Source organism: Frankia nepalensis (assembly GCF_016786325.1).
GTDB classification, from domain to species: domain Bacteria; phylum Actinomycetota; class Actinomycetes; order Frankiales; family Frankiaceae; genus Pseudofrankia; species Pseudofrankia nepalensis.
Genome location: NZ_JADWYU010000246.1, coordinates 20,920 through 41,148 on the forward strand (window position 1 = coordinate 20,920; position 20,229 = coordinate 41,148).

Below are 20,229 nucleotides of genomic sequence, written 5' to 3' on the forward strand. Positions count from 1 at the left end.
GCCGTTGCCGACCGATCTGGATCGACGCACCATGCCTAGCGGCTTCGACGTCATCGTCGTCGGCGGCGGGACATCTGGGTGCATCGTGGCCCGACGATTCGTGGATGGAGGCGCACGCGTCCTCCTCCTCGAGGCCGGTCAGGACATCGACCCCGACGATGTCCCGTCTGACATCAGCGACCTCTACCCGCGTTCGTACTACAACCCCGACTACGCCTGGCCCGGGCTCCAAGCTCAACAGCAGGCGGACCCTGCGAGTCCACCGTCTCCGTTCACCCAGGCCCGGGTGCTCGGGGGAGGCTCCGCGCTGATGGGCATGGTGGCCCTGCGCGGTCTCTCGGCAGACTACGAGAGTTGGTCGAAGACTGTGCCCGAGTGGTCGACCGCTGAGGTCGAGCGGACTTTCGTCCGCCTCGAGGACGACGCAGACTTCGCCGATGAGCGACACGGCCGCGGAGGGCCCATCGCCGTCCGACGACTCGACCGAGCGTCCTGGCCGGCGTTCGTCGCCGCCCTCGGGGCGGCTTCCGAGCGCGCGGGATTCCGGTACATCGCCGACTTCAACACCGACGACCGAGACGGATTCGGGCCGCTCCCGCTCAGCCGAACCGCGTCGAGCAGGGTCTCCTCGGCCTCGGCGTTCCTTCCCGGCTGGCTGCGGGCGGGGGGCTCACCGCGGGTGCAATCCGGAGTAGAGGTCGACCAACTACTCTTCTCCGGTAGTCGATGCGTCGGAGTCAGGGCGACAGCCGGCGGTCAGCCGGTCACCTTCCACGCTGACCGTGTCGTGGTCTGCGGGGGCGCCGTATTCACTCCGCTGTTGCTCCAGCGGTCCGGCATCGGCGATGCCAACATGTTGCGAAAACTCGGGATAGAGGTAGTCACCCCGCTCGGCGGAGTGGGGGAAAACCTGCAGAACCATCCCGTGGTGTACCTCGCGACGCACATTCCCAGGGCCGCCCGACAACCAAGGTCGATCCGTCAGGGCTTTATCGCCGGGCTTCGAGCCAGCTCCGGCATCGAGGGCGGGTTCGGCGACCTCAATGCCGCGTACCTGAACAAGTCGTCCTGGCACGGGCTGGGCGAGTCCATCGGCGGACTGGGCGTCAGCCTCATGGCGCCTCGCTCCCGCGGCTCGGTTCGCCTCGCTCAGGCTGGCTCGAGCAACCGGCCCGAGATTCTCTTCAACTTTCTCTCCGACCCGGTAGACCGGCGACGGATGCAGTTCGGCGTCGAACTCGCCGCCGAACTGCTCGCCGACGGCGATGTTCGCAAGCACCGGCATGAGGTTTTCACCGCCGGCTACAACCAGGTCGTGCGCGCGCTCAATGCACCCGGTTTTCGTAACGCCGCCTTGACTACGTTGATCGCGGCGTTGTTGGACGGACCCGGGTTTGGTCGTCGGTCCATGCTCCGGATCGGAATGTCCACCGGTGCTCTCTCAGAGAGGCGCCTCCGAGACCCGATGTGGCGTGAAAGAACCATGCTGGCGGGGACCTTCGGCACGTATCACGTGGCAGGTACGTGCGCCATGGGACCGGCCGATGACCCCGAGGCAGTGGTCGACTATCGCGGTGATGTGATCGGCCTGGATGGCCTGACTATCGCCGATGCCTCCATCATGCGCACTATCCCGCGCGCGAACACGAATCTGCCGGTGCAGATGGTCGCGATGCGGATCGCGGATCTGCAACTTAACTCGAGTTACCCTCACCCATCGAGCTCCGCCGGCGCAGAAGGACTCACATGACCCCGAGCTGCACCGTTACCCACGGTCTTGGCCTTGCCCTTGGTCGCATCGGAAAGGTCGACGCGCATGCCGCCTGAACTTGACGCGCCAATGCATTGGCCTGTCGTAGGGACCGCGTCCGTCGTCGATGTGCTCGAGCAGGAAGGGATCGAGGGCGTCATTCTGGCTGGAGCCAGGGGCAGAGGACGCTTCGTAGGTCCTGCGCTTACCGTCGAACTCGCCGTCGACGAGGCCGCCGATCCCTTCCCGCGAGGCGAGGGGCCGGCCAGGCAGGTGGACATCGCAGAGATGTGGAACTATCTCGACTCGGCTCCTCGCGGAAGCGTCTTGGTCATCAGCACGAACGCGCAGCCGGTGACTACGGTTGGCGGAGTCACCGCGGCTACCGCTCTCGGTCGTGGTATAGCCGGCATCGTTACAGATGGCGGCATCCGAGATACTGACGAGATCTACGAATACGCAATCCCCATCCGCCACCTCACCAGCGACCCAAGAGCTATGCGCGACCGCACCAGGCTGCGTTCTTGTGGCCAACCAGTTCGCTTCGGCGAAGTTCGAGTCGCCGTCGGTGACCTCGTCGTGGGGGACGGCGACGGTGTCGTCTGCGTGCCGCGAGATGTCGCCGCGGGCGTCATCGAAAGGGCCCTCGTCATCGAAGGCCGGGAACGGGTCTGGGCCCAGTCGGCGCGTTCGCTGCGATCGATCGCCGCGAGTTTCGATGAAGTGTCCCGAGTTCACGGTCGTCCGCATTGATGCGCTTAACCGCTCCTCGAGAAGGGAGATCTTGACCTTTCGGCTGTCGGGAACTGAGATGAGGAACGCCAGCCCACCGGCCGCTGGTGGCCCCGCTGTTCCCGGGAGCGGGCCGCCACCGCAGTGAGCACAGTGACCGCCGCCGAGTTGTACCCCACCTCGCTCAGGGCTGTGACCGTCAGGAACGTCATATTGTCCGGAGGCGCCGCATCAGTTGGTGTGTCGCTTCCAACCGCATCAGGGACGACCGCTCTACCGCCGGTGGGGCGAGGGGGTTGTCGGCGTAGGGACGGCGGCCAGCTGTGTGGTCAGCCCGTCGACGATGAGTTGGAGCCCGAACCGGAACTCGTCGTCCAGGGAGCTCGGTAGGAACGGAGCCGAGGCCACCGTGGCGGGATAGCGTGCTGGATCGAGCGAGTCGTAGAACTCGCGGATGCCCTGGTCGTCCTCGGGGCCGTCGCCTGCGTAGGCACCCAACTGGCTGGCGAAGCCGATCGTGTAATGCGCTACCACGGTGTATGCCTTGGCGGCGGCCTCGGGCGAGAATCCACTGGAAAGCAGGACGCCCATCGCGGTCTCCCTGGCGGCGAGACCCTGCGGGCCAAACGGAATGTGGTCGTTGAAGAGAGACACGACCGTCGGATGTTTCTTTAGGGTTCGAAACAAGGCGTCGGCGATGGTGATCAGCCGTTCCTGCCACGTCGCCGTGTCGGCCGTGTCGGTGAGGTGCCGTGGGACCTCACCGAGCACGTGGTCAACGACCTCGGCAAAGATCTCGTCCTTGCTGGCGAAGTGTCGGTACAGGGTCGCCGTACTCGACTGCAGTCGCTGGGCCAGCAGCCTCATGCTGAAATCGCCTGGTCCTACCTCGTCGACCAGCTTCACCGCCGCGGCGATGACGCGTTCGATCGGCATCGAGGGACGTCCAGGGCCCTGGTCCTTGACGTTGTCACGATCGGGGCGGCCCTGCCACCAGCGGGGGCTCCCAGGCCGAGGGACGGTCTGACTCACGGCCACCACCCTTTGCTCAACCAGTCGGCCCCGGCGTCAGCGCCTCGCCCACTCTGGCGTGGCTACACTGTAGCCGCAACTATCGGCCACGTCGTGGCCGGTATGTCCCCCGATCCGGGGGGCCGTCGTACGCGCCCCTCTCGTCGTGGTTGGACGCTCGCCAGAAGTACAGACGGCCGCGTGCCGGGACCTTGTCGCTGTCCGATCACACCCCGTACACCACGTGCGTCAGCCACTGACGTTCGGCGAGATCGCGCGGTCCGTCGATATCCCAGCTCCGTCCAGCCTACCGCGCGGATTGTTCCGTCTAGTCGCGATTAGGGCCAGCCTATCCAGTTGGCGACGGCGCGACCCATGACCAGCTCGAGATCGCGACCCCTCAGCCAGGGCAGGTCGTCGACGAACATCGTCACGCATTCGTGCCAGGTGCAGTGAAGACGCGTGATGTCAGTGCCCCAGAACGTCCGCTCAGCGCCAAATGCGTTGAATGCCTGTCGCAGCAGACCGTGCGTGCTTGCAAATGGATATTCGTCGGTTGCCATGCTCGGGACGGCCGTCGCCTTGATCGCGATGTTCGGTTGGCGAGCCAGCGCGAGCAGTGCCTCGAAGTGGGCGGCGGCACCAGGCAACCTCTCGAAGGGACTGATCGCGAGGTGGTCCATCAACAGACGCATGCGGGGAAAGCGCGCGGCGATGTCGGCGACCGCGGGCAGCTGCTGGGGCAGCACCATGAGCGCGACCGGAATCTCGCGTCGATCGGCCGCGGCCCACAGCCAGTCGAGCGCACGGGACGCGAGCCGATCGGCGATATCCGGCATTACGAGGACGAAGCGCAGACCCAGCATCCCCGGCTTCGCGAGCCAACGATCGACGAGAGACTCATCCGCAGAGTCGTCGAGAGAAAACCAGCCGAGGGTCGCGAACCGTTCCGGGTGACTCTGCGCCGCCTCGACCGCGTAGTCGTTCGCGCCCGCGTCCCAGATCGCCGGGCAGTTGACCGCACGGTCGACGCCTGCCTGATCCATGTCGCGGAGGGCACGCTCGACGGTGTATGGAGCCCGCCAGTGGTGAGGCGGCGCGCTGTCGCCGGCCCACAGATGGATCTGAGCATCGATGATTTGCATGGGGACGGCCCGTTTCAGCTCGTGAGCTCTAGTGTCGTCACGCCGCACAGGCGTGCTCTCATCCAGTCAGTGATCAGCACGTCGCGATCGTGCCGGTGGTTGTAGATGCAGTGATCGCCGTCAGAGAAGACGACCATCTGCTTGTCGTCCGTGGGCGCGCTCTCCAGGAGCATCTGTGCCATCTCCGTCGAGATCATCGGATCCTTTCGACCGTGCACAACCAGTAACGGATACCCCGCATTTGGCCCATCAGCCGCTGGGGTGACGGTCCTCCACACGTCGACCGCCTGTTCCGGGTCCACGACGCCGCAGTATGCCACCATTTTCGAGAAGAAGGTTCCGACGCTTGGCGGTACCATCCACGGCGCGACGATGCCGCCGTTGTTGCAGCATGCCCGGATACGCGTGTCGTCTACGGCGACGGCCATCGCGAGACTGCCGCCCATGCTGTTGCCGACGAAACCAATCGGGCGACCCGGTGCGCGTTCCTCCAGAAAATCGATGGCGCGGCGGTATGCATCGCGCCACTGCGTCGACAGGTAATGCTGATGAATGAACCTGGTCTCGCCCTGCCCTGGTCCGTCGAGCAGTAGGGCATCGACGCCGCGGGCCGCGAACGCCTCCCCCATGCTGTCGAAGTCCATGGCGTAGCCCTCAATGCCGCCGATGATGATGACGGAGGCGACTGCGGCATCGCCGGCGGGGATGAGCCAGCCCGCGAGCGTTCCGTGGTCCGTATTGATCGAGACGCGCGTTCGATCGACGAGCAGGTCGGCGGCTTGCTCGTACAAAGACGCGGCCTCCGCGAAGATGACCCGACGCTCGGGGATGTCGGACAGCATCATCATCTGGCTCATGCGAAGGAGCGCGGACGCACGTCGCAGGTAGGCGATCCGCGTGGGAACTCCCGCGACCGCGGGCGCGCTTTGGACGCGGCGAAGGCAGGTATCCGCGAGCTCCGTGGCGGCCGAGCGCCAATCCTGTCCGTCGAGCACCCGCCCGCGCAACTCAACCGCGTCGGCGTAGTCGACGCCGTAGGCGAGCGTCCGCTCGAGTGAGAACTGGCGCAGTGCGGCCCGCGACTCGACCGAGAGGGCCGAGGTGACGTCGTCGGTCTCCGCGCGGGGGCCGACGAACTCACGAATCACGATCGGGAATGGGTCTAATGCGGCGTCGCGCTCTGTTGACATTCCTGAGACTCCTCGTTTCATGGTTCATGGGCGTCAATGGCGTGGCGTGCCGGGCCGCCGACTTCGACCTCAGGTGCGGTGGTGACCGCCTTGGTGCGCCGCGGCTAGCTGGCGAGCGGCGGCAGCATGAGCTGGGCGTGCTTGTCGAAGGCCGCGATCCAGTTGTCATGGACGACAGAGGCGACATAGCCGTCGGGTCGCACGAGGATGTGGGCCGGCTCCTGGATTCCGTATATGCGCCTGAGCCCGTGAGCGGCGTCCGCGGCGAGAGCGACAGTCCTCAGGGGTGCGCCTCGGTCCGGCCAATTGATCCGCGCAAGCCCATCGATCGCGCGATCGCCAACGGCGATCAGCGTGAAGTGCGGGCCGCGGAACACGTCGAAGAGCCGGCCGGGGCGCCCCTGGCTGTCCGTAAACCGGGCGTCCGGAGCGCGGTCGCCGACGCGGACGGCCTCCCGCGGCTCCGCTCCGTCCGGAGACTGGCCACTGGTGCGGTAGGTGAGGGTAAGCTGTCGTTCCTCGTCACCGCGCTTGGTCGCGGCGAGAGGCTGGTTGCTTATGCCTGCGTAGATCTCGCTCGAGAGGCCAAGCACCCGGGCCGCGACCGGCTGCCGCTCGGCCTCATAGGTGTCGAGCAGCGCGTCTGGAGCTCCGGCCAGTACCTGGGCCAGCTTCCAGCCGAGGTTGTAGGCATCCTGAACGCCGGTGTTGAGCCCCTGGGCGCCGGTGGGTGGATGGACGTGGGCGGCATCGCCAGCGAGGAAGACGTTCCCGCGTCGGTAACGCGCGGCGAGTCTGATGTTCGGACGCCAGACCGACGCCCAGTGGATCTCCTCAACGCGCAGCTTGGCTCGGCCCACGAACTCCTGGACGAGGCGATTGACCGCGTCCCGCTTCAGGTCGGCGTTCTCGTCAGGGCGCAGTTTGAGCATGAGTTGGAACTTGTCGCTACCGGGAAGTGGGCATAGCGCCATGAAGCGGCCTCCGTTGCGAGGCCAGACGTGCCACCGCTTGCGAGAGAGGCCGCCGAGCGTCACGTCGGCGACGATCATCCTATCGGTTTCGTCTGTCGTCCCGACGAAGTCGATACCGGCGTTGAGGCGGACGATGCTGCCGCCACCGTCCGCGCCTACCAGGAAACGGGCGCGGATCCGGTCCGTGCCGGCTGGGCCTTCGACGGTCGCGACCAGACCGTCGAGATCCTGCTCGTACGACACGAGTCGTGTGCTGTACTCAACGGCCCCCCCGAGTTCCTCGAGGCGGCGCCGGACCGATGCATCGGTCTCGTTTTGCGGCACGAGCAACGTGTTGGCATGGGGCACGGCCTCGGTCGGCTTGTAGCGCTTGTACATCACCCATGGCAGGGTGAGCGGACCGACGTGGAGGCCAAGCAGCGGGTACAGAGCCCCACGCGGCTGAAGATCGGGCAGGACACCGAGATCGTCGAACACCTCCAGGGTTCGCGGCTGAAGGCCTTTGGCCCGGGAGCCCTCGAAGCCGTGGTCCGCCGCGCTGATGACCCGGAAGCGGACGCCCCGGCGCTGCAGGTCGCAGGCCAGCGTCAGCCCGGTGGGTCCGGCGCCCACCACGAGCACCTCGACATGGTCATTCACGTTGTCGCCTCCCATCGTCCCCAGTTATGGCTACATCGTAGCCGTAACTAATGGGGGCGCAAAGTCCCTGAGAGCGCGCTCACCGCAGCTCGATGGTCGATCGCAGGCGTCCGATGCCGTCCACCGCCACCTCGACCTGGTCGCCGTGCTCAAGAAAGCAGGGCGGATCCATCGCCACACCGACGCCCGAAGGGGTTCCCGTGAGTAGGACGTCGCCCGGTTCGAGCGTCACGAACCGCGACGCGAAGGCAAGCAGAGACGGGACCGAGAAGATCAGGTCCGTCGTCATGCCGTCCTGACGTAGCGTGCCGTTGACGGTGGTGCGGATCGTGAGCCCCGAGGCGTCGCCGAGCTCGTCGGCCGTGACGATGACCGGACCGAGGGGACAGAAGCCGTCGCTGCCCTTGGCTCGCCACCATTGACGGTCGGCTCGCTGCTGGGCCCGCGCCGAAATGTCGTTCGCGATCGTGTAGCCGAGCACATGGGAAAGCGCATCCCGCTCGTCGACGTCCCGGGCACGCCGGCCGATCACGACGGCAAGCTCCCCCTCGTAGTCGATGCCCGCGAGGTCCGCGTCGCGGACGACAACGGTGCCGTGTGGGTCGACGAGCGAGCCGCTGAACTTGGCGAACAGCGTCGGCTCCGACGGCGCCCGCCTGCCGGTTTCAGCCGCGTGCGTCCCGTAGTTGAGCGCGGCGCACAGGATGCGGCCGGGATGCCGTACTGGGGCGAGCAGGGTGAGATCATCGATTGCGACCCGGGTCGCGCCGCGGCCGGCCAGGTCGATTCCACTGTGGACGGCCTCGCGCAGCACGTCGGCGGCCACGTGGGCGGACTCCTCCGCAAGCACCACCGCGTCGTCGCCCTCTAGTCGGACGAGGACGACGTGGTTGGTGTCGTGCATGCGGGCTCGCGCAAGGCGCATGTCGGGTCCTCGGGGCTCGCGATTGGGACGGGCCCTCACATGGTCGGCCCGGCGGTCACAAGGCGTCCAATACCGGTTGCTACCAGTGGTTATAGTCGGCGCCTATGTGCTACGGTGCCGCTTGTGCGTCTCCGCCAGCTCGAGTACTTCGTCGCCATTTGCGAGCACGGCTCGTTCAACGCGGCGGCGAACCACCTGCGTGTGGCGCAGCCGACTGTGTCGCAGCAAATCAGGGCACTGGAGCGTGAGCTGGGTGGTGAGCTCCTCGAGCGCGGGCACCTGGGTGTCGCGCTCACTGCTGCCGGCCGCGTGTTGCTACCCCGCGCGCAGGCCGTGATCGCGGCAGCGGAGGCGGCCCGCAAGTCGGTGGCGGACCTGGCCAGTGGCGCCGAGGGTGAGTTGCACGTGATGACGATCCGGTCGGTTGCCTCCGGAGTCCTGCCCATGGGCATCGTGCGTTGGCACGACCAGTATCCCGCCACGGTGCTGCGGCTGCACGACTACTCCCATCGCAAGGATCTTGAGGCGGCCATGCGGGAGGGGCTCGGCGACCTGGCGATCGGACCACGACCGTCCGACTGGGACGGCGACGTCGTGTCCATTGGCTTCGAGAGCATGATGGTGGCCGGCCCGGGGCCGTACGAGACCGAGAGCGCCACGGTGGCGCAGCTTCACGCCGCCAAGTGGGTGCACTTCGAGCCCGAGCAGGGGATGACGGAGGTCCTCGACTGGGCAGCCCGCTCCCTCGCCTTCACACCGCGGGTGGTGGCGCGCGTGGGTCAGGTGGCCGCGGCACTGCGTCTCGCCGTCGAGGGTGTCGGGTTCACGGTGATCCCGGCGAACGCTGTCCCTCCTGGGTGGAGCCACCATGTGCGGCCATCGGAGCCACCGCTCTACCGCGAGCTGGTCGCCTACTGCCGGGGCTCGATGGCGCAACTGACCCGGCGGTTCGTCGATCTGCTGACGTCGGTGGAGCTGCCGCTGGTCAGCCGTGCGCAGCTGCCGGCCGACGCTCTGGTGCGCTGATCAGTGGGACCTGGTGCGGTGTGACACGAGCGGGTCAAGCCCGAAGTCCCCGGCGGGATCCCGCCACACGGAGTGCGCGTGGTTCGCGCTTCGCTGCGTGTTGTCGTACTCGACGAGCAGACGCGGACCTGTGAGCCGGTAGTAGTGCGGCTGCCCGGGGGCGATGTCGCCGGCCCAGCCGAAACGCACGACGTCAAGGCTCACGTCATCGGCATAGCGACGTCGCAGGGCGCTGGCGACCGGCGCAGGGGCGCGGTCGGTGTAGGTCGTGATCAGTCCACGGAGCAGGTCCCGCTGCTCTGTCGTCAGGTCGCGGCCAGCGACTCCACGAGGGCTGAGGCCGAGCGCCATCCGCTCGTGGTCGGCCTCGGCATACCCGGCTCCGGTCTCCGCGACCTCGTCGATGCGATTGACGAGCGCGACCAGGCGCGGGATCGGGAGGGGACCCCGGAACAGATCCTGCATGTGCATCATCTGGTCTCCGGGCCCGAGCCGCGGGCGGTTACCCGAGACTATGTCGGAGATCGCCCGCGGGTGCAGGAGCGCTTGGGCCCGCTCATGCTTGCCGAGGGAGGTCATCAGCGCCCGGGCGAGATCCTCCGTCCCGCCGAGCGGGCGCAGCTCACCCGCGAGGAGCGGAGACGTCGCCGGGTCGGCGCCGAGGAACGACGGAGTCGTCGCGGCGATGCGTCCGTCACGAAGCAGAAGGTTGACGGACAGATGGTGGCCCCCGAAGCGCCATCCCCAGGTGTTCTCGCTGGGATGACCGAAGACGCGGACCCAGTACAGCCCTGGGTCGCGCCCACGCTCCCGGCCCCAGTCGACATTCCATCCTTCGAGTTCGTCGAGGACGTTCTCCAGGCCCAGTACGGCGCACGCGGTGACGTAGGCGGGCCGCGTGAGGCCGCTTGCCAGCAGCTGCATGGCGAGGCTCTGCTGCATGGGTGACAGTTCACGCAGCGCCACCCCGCCGTGGTCCGTGGGCGTGTAGAACCAACGGATCCGCTCGGCTTCGACTCTCGAGTCGTCGAAGCGAGCCCAGAGAGCGCGTGCTTGCATCTCCGGTTCGAGCGAGTCGAGAAAGTCGGTCGCGAGCCGGGCCATGTGACGGACGAGCGCGTGCTCGTCGTCGCGCGGTCCCACCTGCGGTTCGCGCCCGTTCGCCTGGTTGGTCACGTCATGCCCCCGCGGAGATGGGCGAGACATCCAGCATCACCTTGAGTGCGTCGCCGCGGCGCTCGGCATAGGTGTCGAACGCCTCGGACACCGCGTCGAGCGAGAAATGGTGCGTGACCAGGCTTTTGGTGTCGATCCGGCCCTGGCTCGCCAGTGACACAGCTCGTGCCAAGGAACCGGTGCCCTCGCCGCGGACGGTGTGGATGGTGATGCCGTTCATCACGGCACGGTTGAGGTCGGAGGTGACGGGCTCGTCAAAGAAACCGACCAGGACGACGCGGCCGCCGCGCTTGGCCATTGCCAGCGCGTCGTCGACCGCGGACGGGGCCCCCGAACACTCGAGGACGACATCCATCCCGTGGCCGCCGGTAGCCGCCCTGATCCGCGACACGGCGTCGCCGTCGCGGACGTTCAGGGCAAGGTCGGCCCCGAACGACTCGCCGAGCGCGAGCCTGGATTCACGGGTCCCGGTCAGCGTCACGAACTCGGCTCCCAGCTGCTTCGCGACCTGCACGGCAAGGAGGCCAATAGGGCCTGGGCCGAGCACCGCGACCCGGGCGCCGACAACCAGATCGGCGAGGACGTCGAAGGCGTGCATGACGGTGCCCACGGTTGTCAGGACAACGCCGGCATCGAAGCTCACGTTCTCCGGAAGTCGGTAGAGGGTGGAGACGTGGTTCAGTGCGTACTCCGCGAACCCGCCGTTGACCGTCATTCCCTGGGTTCGATGACCCTTGGCACGGATGCCGTAGTTGAGACAGTCCGTGTACTTACCGTGCAGACAGTTGGCGCACCGCATGCATCCCCGGTGGGCCTCGGTCACCACCCTGTCGCCGATCCCGAACTCGTCTACTGTGGAACCGACGGCGACGACGACGCCGGCGTATTCGTGACCAGGGACGAAGGTGTCGGCCCGCGGACCGTCGTTCTTGAAGAATTTCCTGCTGCGGATCTTGAGATCGGTGCCGCAGAGGGATGCGCGACACACCTGCACCAGTACGTCCTCCGGTCCGGGTTCGGGCACCGGCAGCTCTCGTACTCGAATTTGACCGGGCTCACCTAGCACGGCCGCCTTCATCACGCTCGGGAGCGGCGTCATCCTCATCGGTCCTCACTGTCGCAGCTTGTGACACTCCACAGCGTGATGTGCGCGCTGTCGATGTGTCCAAGACCATTCGCCGCTCACCCTCATAGCCTTCTCCTATGAGCGACGTATAGCCGCTGCCTATTGGAGGCGCAGGGGATTGGTCTTTGCGCGTCGGTGGCTGGAAGCGCTTCAGTGATTGGGGATCGAGGACGCACGTGCGGTGGTCGCCGCTGGAGAGGGAAGCCGATGGACTTGGGTATCGCGGGACGGGTCGCGCTCGTGCACGGCGCGGGGGGTGGACTCGGCGGTGCCGCTGCGCGGACCCTCGCGTCCGAGGGCGTGGCCGTCGCCATCGCGGACATCCGGGGCGAGGCCGCCGAGGACACCGCGCGCAAGGTCCGTGATGCCGGGGGCAGGGCTGTGGGACTGGCGTGGGACCTCGGTGACCTGTCGGCCATCGACGGAAACATCACGCGCATCAAGGCCGAGCTCGGCCCGGTCGACATCCTAGTCAACAACACCGGCGGCCCGCCGCCAACAGAGGTGCTCGGGGTGGACCAGCAAATCTGGGCGGACTACTTCCGTTCCATGGTGCAGGCGGTGATCGCGATCACCGACCGGGTCGTTCCAGGCATGTGCGAGCGCGGATGGGGGCGGGTCGTGACCAGTACAAGCTCCGGCGTGGTCGCGCCGATCGCCAACCTGGGTCTTTCCAACTCGTTGCGCGCGGCGCTCGTGGGCTGGTCGAAGACCCTAGCGCGGGAGGTGGGCGCGGCTGGCGTCACCTGCAATGTCGTCGTCCCCGGACGGATTGGCACCGCTCGCGTCCGCACACTCGACGAGAACAAGGCGGCCCGTGAAGGCCGACCCGTGGATGAGGTCGCCGAGGCCAGCATCGCCTCGATCCCTGTGGGTCGCTACGGCGACCCTGATGAGTACGCCGCCGTCGTCGCTTTTCTCGCCAGCGAGCGGGCCTCCTACATCACCGGATCCCTGGTGCGAGTCGACGGCGGACTCATCCCCAGCATCTGAGCCCCGAGGAAAAGCCCATGTCTTTGCTCAGCAGGACCACCCGCGGCGCGTACGCGATCGCCCCGACTCCGTTCCTCCCAGACGGCTCCCTGGACCTGGACTCATTGCGCCGCCTCGTCGACTTCTACGGAGAGGTGGGCGTCGACGGACTGACGTTGCTCGGCCAGATGGGAGAGGCATCGAAGCTGACCCAGGCCGAGGCGGTGCAGATCATCGCCACTGTCATCGACAGAACCCACCTGCCCGTGGTCGTCGGCGTCTCGGCCCCGGGCTTCGGCACGATGAAGGAGCTAACCCACGAGGCGATGTCCCTCGGTGCCAAAGGCGTGCTGGTTGGCCCACCCAACACACTGCGCACCGACGACCAGATCGTGGACTATTACACTCAGGTCGCCCAGGCACTCGGACCTGACGTGCCAATCGTGCTGCAGGACTATCCACTGACCTTCTCCGTCGTCATCTCGGTGCCAGTGCTCCAACGCATCGCGCGGGACGTGCCGTCGGTGGTGATGCTCAAGCACGAGGACTGGCCCGGCCTCGAGAAAATCAGCGCCATCCGCGCCATCGAGGCAGCCGGCGAGATGCCACGACTGTCAATCCTGTGCGGCAACGGCGGACTGTTCCTCGACTTCGAGATCCAACGCGGCGCCGACGGCGCGATGACAGGTTATTGCTTCCCGGAACTCCTCGTCGACCTGGTGCGTCTGGGCGCCGAAGGCAGCACCGACGAGGCGCACGACCTTTTCGACGCCCACCTCCCACTCATCCGGTATGAGCAGCAGGTCGGCACCGGCCTCGCGGTCCGCAAGTACATCATGCGGCGCCGTGGCCTGTTGCACTCCGACGCTCAGCGTTTGCCTGGGCGCTCGCTCAGCGCTGCCGAGCGCGGTGAGGTCGACCTCCTGCTGCGGCGACTCGGCAAACGTGACGCGCGCAGCCCCATCGGCGCCGGGTGACACGGCCTTCCGCACGGCGCAGGCACCACCCGGCGGTCTTCGGGGCCAGCACGACCCACATAGCCGCGATCAGCCAGTCAAGCCCCGCCTGAACGAGTGTCGATTTGGCCCGCAGGTGAGGTCGCTCAACTAGACATACCGATTATCGTCCGTCGCCTGGCGGTGACGGAAAGTCATCGAGAACGCGGTCGCCGGGGACACCAAGAAACCCTGTGGCAGATGCCGCGACGCACAGCCCGTGGTCAGCACGAAAGCAGCCGCGGTGAATACGGCACGATCAGGCACCGCCGCTCTGCTCCGGCGCTGCCGGCGAGACGTCAATTCCAGCAATAGCGGCTTCACCAGCTCCCAAAGCTCATCCAATACCAGCCTCGGGGCAAGGGGGCCGTCCACGCCTCAGATCAACCAAGAAAGTCAAGGGAGCTGTGACGATGCTCTTTACAGGAAGGCGGTCGTCGCCCCGATCCGTCGCATTATCCATTTCCCTGGCCGGCCTGATCGGGCTGGTCGCGTGCGCCGACTCGGGGGAATCAGGACACGTGGGAGCGGCCTGTGAGACGCCGGGCGTGACGGACACCGAAGTAAAGGCAGGCCTGTTGTTTGCCGACACCGGGGGGGCATCGTTCATAGTGGGCGCGTTCCGGGCTGGCGTCGACGCCCGCTTCGGAATAGAAAATGCAGCCGGTGGCGTCAGCGGAAGAAAGATCGTCTATTCGTGGCGAGACGATGGCGGCGACCCCGAGGTGAACGGGGTGAAAGCCCGCGAGCTTGTTAGCGAAGAAATTTTCGGGATGATCGAAGGAATTAACGCAGCGGCCGGTTCGGCACAGTATCTCGCCGATCAGAAGATCCCGGTCACCGGCGTGGCCGCCGAAACTGCCTGGGCGGCCTACGACAACATGGTCAGCTGGCGTTACTACACGGCCTCGACAGGGTCATCCACGGTGTGGGGGAACTTCATCCGTAGCCAGGGAGGAGCCCGCGCGGTACTCCTGAGCGGGGTGGCGAACGATGCGGTACGGAATTACAATCGACAGCTCACCGAGAGCCTCCAAGCGGAAGGTATTAGCGTCGACATCATCGAGGCGACCGATCTTACTGACTTTGTGGCGCTGGCAGAGTGGCTGAAGGCGGAGCGCATTGATACCGTGACGGGCGCTACCCCTCCAGATCTCCTTGCCCAGATGCTTTCCGCGGCCCAGGTTGTCGGCGTCAACCTCAAGTCGATACTCGTGCCATTCGGTTACGATCCGACGTTGCTGAACCAGGTTGGCTCCCTCCTCGCAACCACCGTCATATACCTGAGCTTCATTCCCTTCGAAGTGCAAAGCCCCGCTCACACGAGGTTTCTCAACGCAATGACCGCGTACGCTCCGGAGTTCCAACCCCCGGCGCAGGAAAGCGCGGTCTATGGCTGGTTGTCTGCCGATCTGTTCGTGCGCGGCCTTCGAGCCGCTGGCCCTTGCCCGACCCGCCAGTCTTTCATTCAAGGCCTCCGCGCAATTCACAACTATGACGCTGACGGTCTTCTCCCCGGCCCGGTCGACCTAGCGACGAACAGAGGTATGAGCAGTAACTGCTTTGCCTTCGTCCGGGTCAGCGACGATGGGAGGCGGTTCGTGCCGCTGCAGCCGATGGCGCGGTGTGGTAACCCCATCAGCTGACGGCGGCGCGTCTGCACCCCTGGCGCAGCGAGAGGAAGATCAGTGCATCGACGGCACTGGGTGGGGTAGGGCGCGGCACATGGCCGACCGTCGCCGGGTCTACTCGTGTCGTGAGTCGTCAATGCGCTCGCTGGCAGTAGACGGCGTGAGCTTGGCCCCTTACGGCAGGACACCTGGGTGTGGGGTGAGCGATCGTCGTCTGGCTCGACGACCGGGGCAGGTACGCGGCCTCGTAGTCAGCAGGTTGATCATTCCGATACTGGTGTGCCGGCGTTTCAGGTTGTACCAGTTGTTGTACCTGTGTTCGTTTGCCGTACGGGCTGCCCGCTCCGGGGCCTGACGGGGCCGGCCTGGCCCCGGAACGGACAGCGTACGGGGGCGGACGTCGTCGCCGCGCTCTTTCGTCTCCGGGCGCATCGACCAAGCCCTCTCAAGGGCTTTTTCTGGTCAGGCGCCCGGCGCTCTCATCGTCAGATCGACGAGTTCGGCGAGCTGGGCACGATGCTCCGCGGGGGTTCCCAGGGCGAGCTGGTCGGCTTTCGCGCGCTTCAGGTAGAGATGTGCCGGATATTCCCAGGTCATGCCGATGCCGCCGTGCAGCTGTATTGCTTCCTCGGCGGCGAGGACCGCGAGGTCGCCGCAGAACGCTTTGGCGACCGACGCGGCGACGGGCAGGTCGAGGTCTCCGGCAGCCAGCGCCGCGGCGGCATAGCGGGCGGCGGCTGCCGCGGACTCGATGCCGGTATAGAGGTCCGCGAGCCGGTGCTTGAGCGCCTGGAAGCCGCCGACGGGCCGACCGAACTGGCGTCGTTCCTTGAGATAGGCCACGGTCGTCTCCAGACACCAGCGGGAGACGCCGAGCTGCTCGGAGGCGAGCAGCGCGGCAGCGGCGCGCAGGGCGGCGCGGATCGCTGGCTCGGCATCCGCTAGGACCAGGCGGCCCTGCGCGTAGTCGAGGGTGACGTCGGCCAGCTGCCTGGTCATGTCCAGCGAGACCACCGGGGCGACACTGGCGCTGGCAACGGGTACTGCGTACAGCGCTATTCGGTCCGCGGTCGAGGCGGGCACGAGGAGCGTGTCCGCCTCGGCGGCGCCGGCGACGCTGGTGACGACTCCGGTGAGCCGCTGCTGGCTGTCCGTCGCGACGGCCGCGAGTAGGGCGTGTGGAGCGGTCGAAAGGGGGATGGCGAGGGCCGCGGTCCGTTCCCCTGACGCGACCGCGGGCAGCAGATCGTCGCCGGCATTCAGCAGGAGCATGGTCGCGACCACGGCGCTGGTGAGGAACGGCACCGGCGCGGATGCCCGCCCGAGTTCCTCGAGAACCACGGCCGCCTCACGCGCGGACGCGCCAGCGCCGCCGAGTGCCTCAGGTACGAGCAGCCCCGCCAGGCCGAGGTCAGCGGCGACGGCCTTCCACAGGGGGGCGACCAGGGATCGGTCACCGTCGTAGACCGCGCTCACGGCGGCTGGCGTGCACAGGTCGGCGAGTAGGTCACGGAGGGTGGCCCGTAGATCGTCCTCGATGTCGGTGTAGAGCAGGTTCAACGCTGTCATCGGGCGAGCTCCCTCCAGGGACGGTGCTTGTCAACTCGTGGCTCCGCGGGCAGGCCCAGGACGCGCTCCGCGATGATGTTGCGCAAGATCTCCGAGGTGCCGCCCTCGATGGAGTTCCCCTTGGCGCGCAGGTAGCGGTAGCCGGCGTCGTGGCCAGCGAAGTCGACCGTCTCCGGCTGGACCATGGTCCAGTCGGAGTAGCGCAGTCCCTCTTCGCCAAGCAGTTCGAGCTCGAGGCCGGTGAGCTGCTGGCTGAGCCGGGCGAAGGTGAGCTTCATCGCCGACCCCTCGGGGCCGGGCTGCCCCAGTGCCAGCTTCTGACGTAGCCGCTGCCCAGTCAGCCGTGCGACCTCGGCTTCGACCCACAGCTTCAGCAGGCGTGCGTGCAGCTCGGTGTTGCGCAGCTCCGGGTGCTCACGCCAGGTACTCGCGACGAGTCCGACGATGCCGCTCTCGCGGACAGCCGCGGCACCAATTGCCACACGTTCGTTGTTGAGCGTTGCGTTGGCGACCTTCCACCCGCCGCCCTCGGGCCCGAGTCGTTGAGCGTCAGGGATGCGGACGTCGGTGAGGAACACCTCGTTGAACTCAGCTTCCCCGGTGATCTGGCGCAGTGGCCGAACGTCGACGCCAGGGTCGGCCATGTCGCACAGGAAGTACGTAAGACCGGCATGCTTGGGCAGGTCGGGATCTGTCCGGGCGACCAAGATTGCGAACCGGGCGGTATGCGCGCTGGAGGTCCAGACCTTCTGCCCGTTGACCACCCACTCGTCGCCGTCACGTACCGCGCGGGTGGCGACGTTCGCCAGATCGGAGCCAGCGCCAGGCTCGCTGAACAGCTGACACCAGATCTCCTCACCGGTCCAAAGCGGCCGTAGATATCGCTCCTTTTGCTCGGCCGTGCCGAAGGCGAGGATGGTCGGGGCCGCCATCCCCAGGCCGATGATGTTCGCTCGCGGATTGTTGTCGGGTGCTCCCGCCTCGGCGAACAGCCGGTCCAGGTCTGGCTGCAAGGCCCCTGGCAGGCCCAGGCCGCCGTGTCCCGAGGGAAAGGCCACCCACGCCAGCCCGGCGTCGTAACGAGCCCGCAGGAACGAAAGTCGCTCCATGGTCGCGGGATCGTGCGTGGCGAGAAAGGCTGCGACATGACGCCGCAACTCGCCCGCCGGGTCGTTCTGTGCGAGGGCCATCGGCTCCTCCTTGTCCTGGTCTGGCGACGCGACTTGACGCGCGCATGGACTTCCGACGCCTGCGGCGACGCCCACAGGTGGCTCGCTCGTGTATCGCGCGACGCCGGTCACTTCCAGGACGGGGCCAGCGCTCCCGTCCTCCGTCTCAGCGCAGCCGCTCGAGGACCATCGCCATGCCCTGCCCGCCACCGACACACATGGTCTCGAGGCCGAGCTGCCTGTCGTGGAACGCAAGCGAATTGATCAATGTGCTGGTCAGTCGAGCTCCGGTCATCCCAAAGGGGTGGCCGACCGCGATGGCCCCGCCGTTGACGTTCAGCTTTTCCTCGTCCACACCGAGCTGGCGGGCCGATGGGATTACCTGGGCGGCGAAGGCCTCGTTGATCTCGACCAGGTCGATGTCGTTGACGGTCATGCGGGCTCGGGCGAGTGCCTGACGAGACGCCTCCACGGGGCCGAGGCCCATGACCTCAGGCGACAGGGCGGTCACGCCGGTGCTGACGATGCGCGCCAGAGGGCTGATGCCGAGCTCTCTGGCCCTGGTATCCGACATGATCACAATCGCCGCGGCGCCGTCGTTCAGCGGACAGCAGTTGCCGGCAGTGACGGTGCCGTCTGGCCGAAAGACCGGCTTGAGGGCGGCGACCGCTTCCATCGTGACGCCGGCCCGGGGGCCGTCGTCTCTCGCCACGATCGTGCCGTCGGCAAGGGTGACCGGCGCGATGTCGCGGCCCCAGAAGCCATTCGCGATCGCCTTCTCCGCGAGGTTCTGACTGCGTACGCCGAAGGCATCCTGCTCCGCCCTGGTGACTCCGGTGAGCTGGGCTACGTTTTCGGCCGTCTGACCCATGGCGATGTAGATGTCCGGCAGTGCTCCGTCACAGCGCGGGTCGGTCCAGGTCTGCCCGCCAGCCTCGAAGACCGCGGTTCGTGCCTCCGCTTCGGCAAAGATGAGGTTCTTGGTGTCGGGAAGGCCATCGGCATTCCCTTTGGCGTACTGGCTCACCGTCTCGACCCCTGCCGAGATGAAGACGGCGCCTTCGCCCGCCTTGATCGCATGCAGCGCCATCCGGGTGGTCTGCAGGCTGGACGAGCAGTACCGGTTGACGGTGGTGCCCGGGAGGTGGTCCATGCCAGTGAGTACCGCGACGACCCGGGCGAGGTTGAAGCCGGAGGCGCCGGCGGGCTGACCGCAGCCGAGCATGAGGTCGTCGATCTCACGAGGGTCCAGCTCCGGGACCTTTGCGAGCGCTGCCCGCACCATCTGTGCGACCAGATCGTCGGGGCGCATGTCGCGCAACGAGCCCTTGACGGCTCGGCCGATCGGCGAGCGGGCGGTGGCGACGATCACGGCCTCAGGCATGAAGGCTCCTCGCTGACTAAGCGCTTAGTCAGGAGCCTGGACCGTGGGGGTGCCTCGCGTCAACGAGTCGCGGATCGCTCGCCTGCTATGACCCTCGTCACTGCTGCTGGGTGGCCTTGGATCCCGCGGGTGGCCGAAGATACGCACGATGACAGAGACCTCGGATCCGCCGCGTGCCGACGCCACCCGCGCCCGCCTTCTCGCCGCCGCGGTCAGCACGTTTGCCGCGAAGGGGTTCCACGCGACGACCACGCGGGACATCGCCGCGGCCGCCGGGATGAGCCCGGCGGCACTCTACGTGCACCACAGGTCCAAGGAGGAGTTGCTCTACCTCATCGCGCGCGGCGGGCATGAGCGGACCCTGGCGCGTCTTCGCGCAGGCGTGGCCTCCTCGAGCGACCCGGTGGAGCAGGTGCGCCGCGTCATCCGCGACTTCGCCGTCTTCCACGCTCGCGATCACACGACCGCCAGGGTCGTCCATTACGAGTTGGCAGCACTGAGCCCAGAGCATCTAGCCGAGATCCGGGCTATCCGGCAGATCACTGACGGCGAGATCCGGAGGCTCGTCGAGCGGGGCGTGGCCGCCGGTGTCTTCGACATCGTCGACCCGGCGATGGCAGCAACAGCGCTCCTGTCTCTCGGCATCGATATCGCGCGGTGGTATCGGGACGACGGCGGCTGGACGCCCGAGGACATTGGCGACCGTTACGCCGAACTGGCCCTGAGGATGCTCGGCCTGCGCCCCGCCCACGACGCAGTCTGATGTCGACCGGCTGGCCTCTCTCTATGTCCGGCCACGGCCCGCCAGACTTCGG

The 20,229-nt window shown here is 67.0% G+C and carries 18 protein-coding genes; 7 read left to right on the forward strand and 11 right to left on the reverse strand.

The features are described 5' to 3' along the window. Positions 1-31: 31 nt before the first annotated feature. On the forward strand, positions 32-1,750 hold the full coding sequence (locus I6A81_RS38085) for a GMC family oxidoreductase (RefSeq protein ID WP_203031890.1): 1,719 nt from the start codon (positions 32-34) through the stop codon (positions 1,748-1,750). Positions 1,751-1,816: 66 nt separating this feature from the next. Beyond that, on the forward strand, positions 1,817-2,503 hold the full coding sequence (locus I6A81_RS38090) for an RraA family protein (RefSeq protein ID WP_203002212.1): 687 nt from the start codon (positions 1,817-1,819) through the stop codon (positions 2,501-2,503). Positions 2,504-2,755: 252 nt separating this feature from the next. Here I6A81_RS38090 and I6A81_RS38095 read toward each other — a convergent pair whose 3' ends face one another. From I6A81_RS38095 to I6A81_RS38115, 5 genes are all read right to left on the reverse strand, one after another. After that, entirely contained in the window at positions 2,756-3,418 is a 663-nt protein-coding gene (locus tag I6A81_RS38095) for a TetR/AcrR family transcriptional regulator (RefSeq protein ID WP_203002213.1), read from the reverse strand. 413 nt (positions 3,419-3,831) lie between these two features. After that, positions 3,832-4,638 carry an amidohydrolase family protein gene (locus I6A81_RS38100; protein WP_203002214.1) on the reverse strand — a complete coding sequence of 269 codons (807 nt, stop codon included), beginning with the start codon at positions 4,636-4,638 and terminating at the stop codon, positions 3,832-3,834. Positions 4,639-4,652: 14 nt separating this feature from the next. Continuing rightward, positions 4,653-5,828, reverse strand: a complete 1,176-nt coding sequence (locus I6A81_RS38105) for an alpha/beta hydrolase (protein ID WP_203002215.1) — start codon at positions 5,826-5,828, stop codon at positions 4,653-4,655. A gap of 104 nt (positions 5,829-5,932) precedes the next feature. Continuing rightward, the gene (locus I6A81_RS38110; RefSeq protein ID WP_203002216.1) at positions 5,933-7,441 is read right to left on the reverse strand and encodes an FAD-dependent monooxygenase; all 1,509 of its coding nucleotides are present in this window, start codon (positions 7,439-7,441) and stop codon (positions 5,933-5,935) included. 79 nt (positions 7,442-7,520) lie between these two features. Then, positions 7,521-8,366, reverse strand: coding sequence for a fumarylacetoacetate hydrolase family protein (locus tag I6A81_RS38115; protein WP_203002217.1), 846 nt, complete (start codon positions 8,364-8,366; stop codon positions 7,521-7,523). Between the two features lie 123 nt (positions 8,367-8,489). On the opposite strand from I6A81_RS38115, the gene I6A81_RS38120 reads away from it, so the two are divergent. After that, the gene (locus I6A81_RS38120) at positions 8,490-9,392 is read left to right on the forward strand and encodes a LysR family transcriptional regulator (protein ID WP_203002218.1); all 903 of its coding nucleotides are present in this window, start codon (positions 8,490-8,492) and stop codon (positions 9,390-9,392) included. On the opposite strand, the gene I6A81_RS38125 is transcribed toward I6A81_RS38120, so the two are convergent. After that, complete coding sequence (locus tag I6A81_RS38125) at positions 9,393-10,598, reverse strand: DUF3500 domain-containing protein (RefSeq protein WP_203002219.1); 1,206 nt, start codon at positions 10,596-10,598, stop codon at positions 9,393-9,395. Beyond that, positions 10,570-11,667, reverse strand: coding sequence for a zinc-dependent alcohol dehydrogenase (locus I6A81_RS38130; RefSeq protein WP_203002220.1), 1,098 nt, complete (start codon positions 11,665-11,667; stop codon positions 10,570-10,572). The genes I6A81_RS38125 and I6A81_RS38130 overlap by 29 nt, the downstream gene beginning before the upstream one ends. Positions 11,668-11,901: 234 nt before the next feature. On the opposite strand from I6A81_RS38130, the gene I6A81_RS38135 reads away from it, so the two are divergent. Next, positions 11,902-12,687, forward strand: a complete 786-nt coding sequence (locus I6A81_RS38135; RefSeq protein ID WP_238428791.1) for an SDR family oxidoreductase — start codon at positions 11,902-11,904, stop codon at positions 12,685-12,687. A 17-nt stretch (positions 12,688-12,704) separates the two neighbouring features. After that, entirely contained in the window at positions 12,705-13,643 is a 939-nt protein-coding gene (locus I6A81_RS38140; RefSeq protein WP_203002222.1) for a dihydrodipicolinate synthase family protein, read from the forward strand. 129 nt (positions 13,644-13,772) lie between these two features. Here the strand turns inward: I6A81_RS38140 and I6A81_RS46455 are convergent, their stop codons facing one another. Next, the gene (locus I6A81_RS46455; protein WP_203002223.1) at positions 13,773-14,036 is read right to left on the reverse strand and encodes a transposase; all 264 of its coding nucleotides are present in this window, start codon (positions 14,034-14,036) and stop codon (positions 13,773-13,775) included. A 38-nt stretch (positions 14,037-14,074) separates the two neighbouring features. On the opposite strand from I6A81_RS46455, the gene I6A81_RS38150 reads away from it, so the two are divergent. Then, entirely contained in the window at positions 14,075-15,307 is a 1,233-nt protein-coding gene (locus I6A81_RS38150; protein ID WP_203002238.1) for an ABC transporter substrate-binding protein, read from the forward strand. Positions 15,308-15,754: 447 nt separating this feature from the next. On the opposite strand, the gene I6A81_RS38155 is transcribed toward I6A81_RS38150, so the two are convergent. From I6A81_RS38155 to I6A81_RS38165, 3 genes are all read right to left on the reverse strand, one after another. Then, a complete protein-coding gene (locus I6A81_RS38155) occupies positions 15,755-16,861 on the reverse strand; it encodes an acyl-CoA dehydrogenase family protein (protein WP_203002224.1) in 1,107 nt (368 codons plus the stop codon). Beyond that, on the reverse strand, positions 16,858-18,051 hold the full coding sequence (locus I6A81_RS38160; RefSeq protein ID WP_203002225.1) for an acyl-CoA dehydrogenase family protein: 1,194 nt from the start codon (positions 18,049-18,051) through the stop codon (positions 16,858-16,860). The genes I6A81_RS38155 and I6A81_RS38160 overlap by 4 nt, the downstream gene beginning before the upstream one ends. 145 nt (positions 18,052-18,196) lie before the next feature. Then, the gene (locus I6A81_RS38165) at positions 18,197-19,414 is read right to left on the reverse strand and encodes an acetyl-CoA C-acetyltransferase (RefSeq protein ID WP_203002226.1); all 1,218 of its coding nucleotides are present in this window, start codon (positions 19,412-19,414) and stop codon (positions 18,197-18,199) included. A gap of 148 nt (positions 19,415-19,562) precedes the next feature. Here I6A81_RS38165 and I6A81_RS38170 point away from each other — a divergent pair, with 148 nt between their 5' ends. Further along, positions 19,563-20,177, forward strand: coding sequence for a TetR family transcriptional regulator (locus I6A81_RS38170; protein ID WP_203002227.1), 615 nt, complete (start codon positions 19,563-19,565; stop codon positions 20,175-20,177). Positions 20,178-20,229 lie beyond the last annotated feature (52 nt).

Excerpts from the sequence above, each read along its gene's own strand:
- I6A81_RS38085 (WP_203031890.1), top strand. The coding sequence starts at position 32 with ATGCCTAGCGGCTTCGACGTCATCGTCGTCGGCGGCGGGACATCTGGG.
- I6A81_RS38090 (WP_203002212.1), top strand. The coding sequence starts at position 1,817 with ATGCCGCCTGAACTTGACGCGCCAATGCATTGGCCTGTCGTAGGGACC.
- I6A81_RS38095 (WP_203002213.1), bottom strand. The coding sequence starts at position 3,418 with ATGCCGATCGAACGCGTCATCGCCGCGGCGGTGAAGCTGGTCGACGAG.
- I6A81_RS38100 (WP_203002214.1), bottom strand. The coding sequence starts at position 4,638 with ATGCAAATCATCGATGCTCAGATCCATCTGTGGGCCGGCGACAGCGCG.
- I6A81_RS38105 (WP_203002215.1), bottom strand. The coding sequence starts at position 5,828 with ATGTCAACAGAGCGCGACGCCGCATTAGACCCATTCCCGATCGTGATT.
- I6A81_RS38115 (WP_203002217.1), bottom strand. The coding sequence starts at position 8,366 with ATGCGCCTTGCGCGAGCCCGCATGCACGACACCAACCACGTCGTCCTC.
- I6A81_RS38125 (WP_203002219.1), bottom strand. The coding sequence starts at position 10,598 with ATGTCTCGCCCATCTCCGCGGGGGCATGACGTGACCAACCAGGCGAAC.
- I6A81_RS38130 (WP_203002220.1), bottom strand. The coding sequence starts at position 11,667 with ATGACGCCGCTCCCGAGCGTGATGAAGGCGGCCGTGCTAGGTGAGCCC.
- I6A81_RS38135 (WP_238428791.1), top strand. The coding sequence starts at position 11,902 with ATGGACTTGGGTATCGCGGGACGGGTCGCGCTCGTGCACGGCGCGGGG.
- I6A81_RS38140 (WP_203002222.1), top strand. The coding sequence starts at position 12,705 with ATGTCTTTGCTCAGCAGGACCACCCGCGGCGCGTACGCGATCGCCCCG.
- I6A81_RS38150 (WP_203002238.1), top strand. The coding sequence starts at position 14,075 with ATGCTCTTTACAGGAAGGCGGTCGTCGCCCCGATCCGTCGCATTATCC.
- I6A81_RS38155 (WP_203002224.1), bottom strand. The coding sequence starts at position 16,861 with ATGACAGCGTTGAACCTGCTCTACACCGACATCGAGGACGATCTACGG.
- I6A81_RS38160 (WP_203002225.1), bottom strand. The coding sequence starts at position 18,051 with ATGGCCCTCGCACAGAACGACCCGGCGGGCGAGTTGCGGCGTCATGTC.
- I6A81_RS38165 (WP_203002226.1), bottom strand. The coding sequence starts at position 19,414 with ATGCCTGAGGCCGTGATCGTCGCCACCGCCCGCTCGCCGATCGGCCGA.
- I6A81_RS38170 (WP_203002227.1), top strand. The coding sequence starts at position 19,563 with ATGACAGAGACCTCGGATCCGCCGCGTGCCGACGCCACCCGCGCCCGC.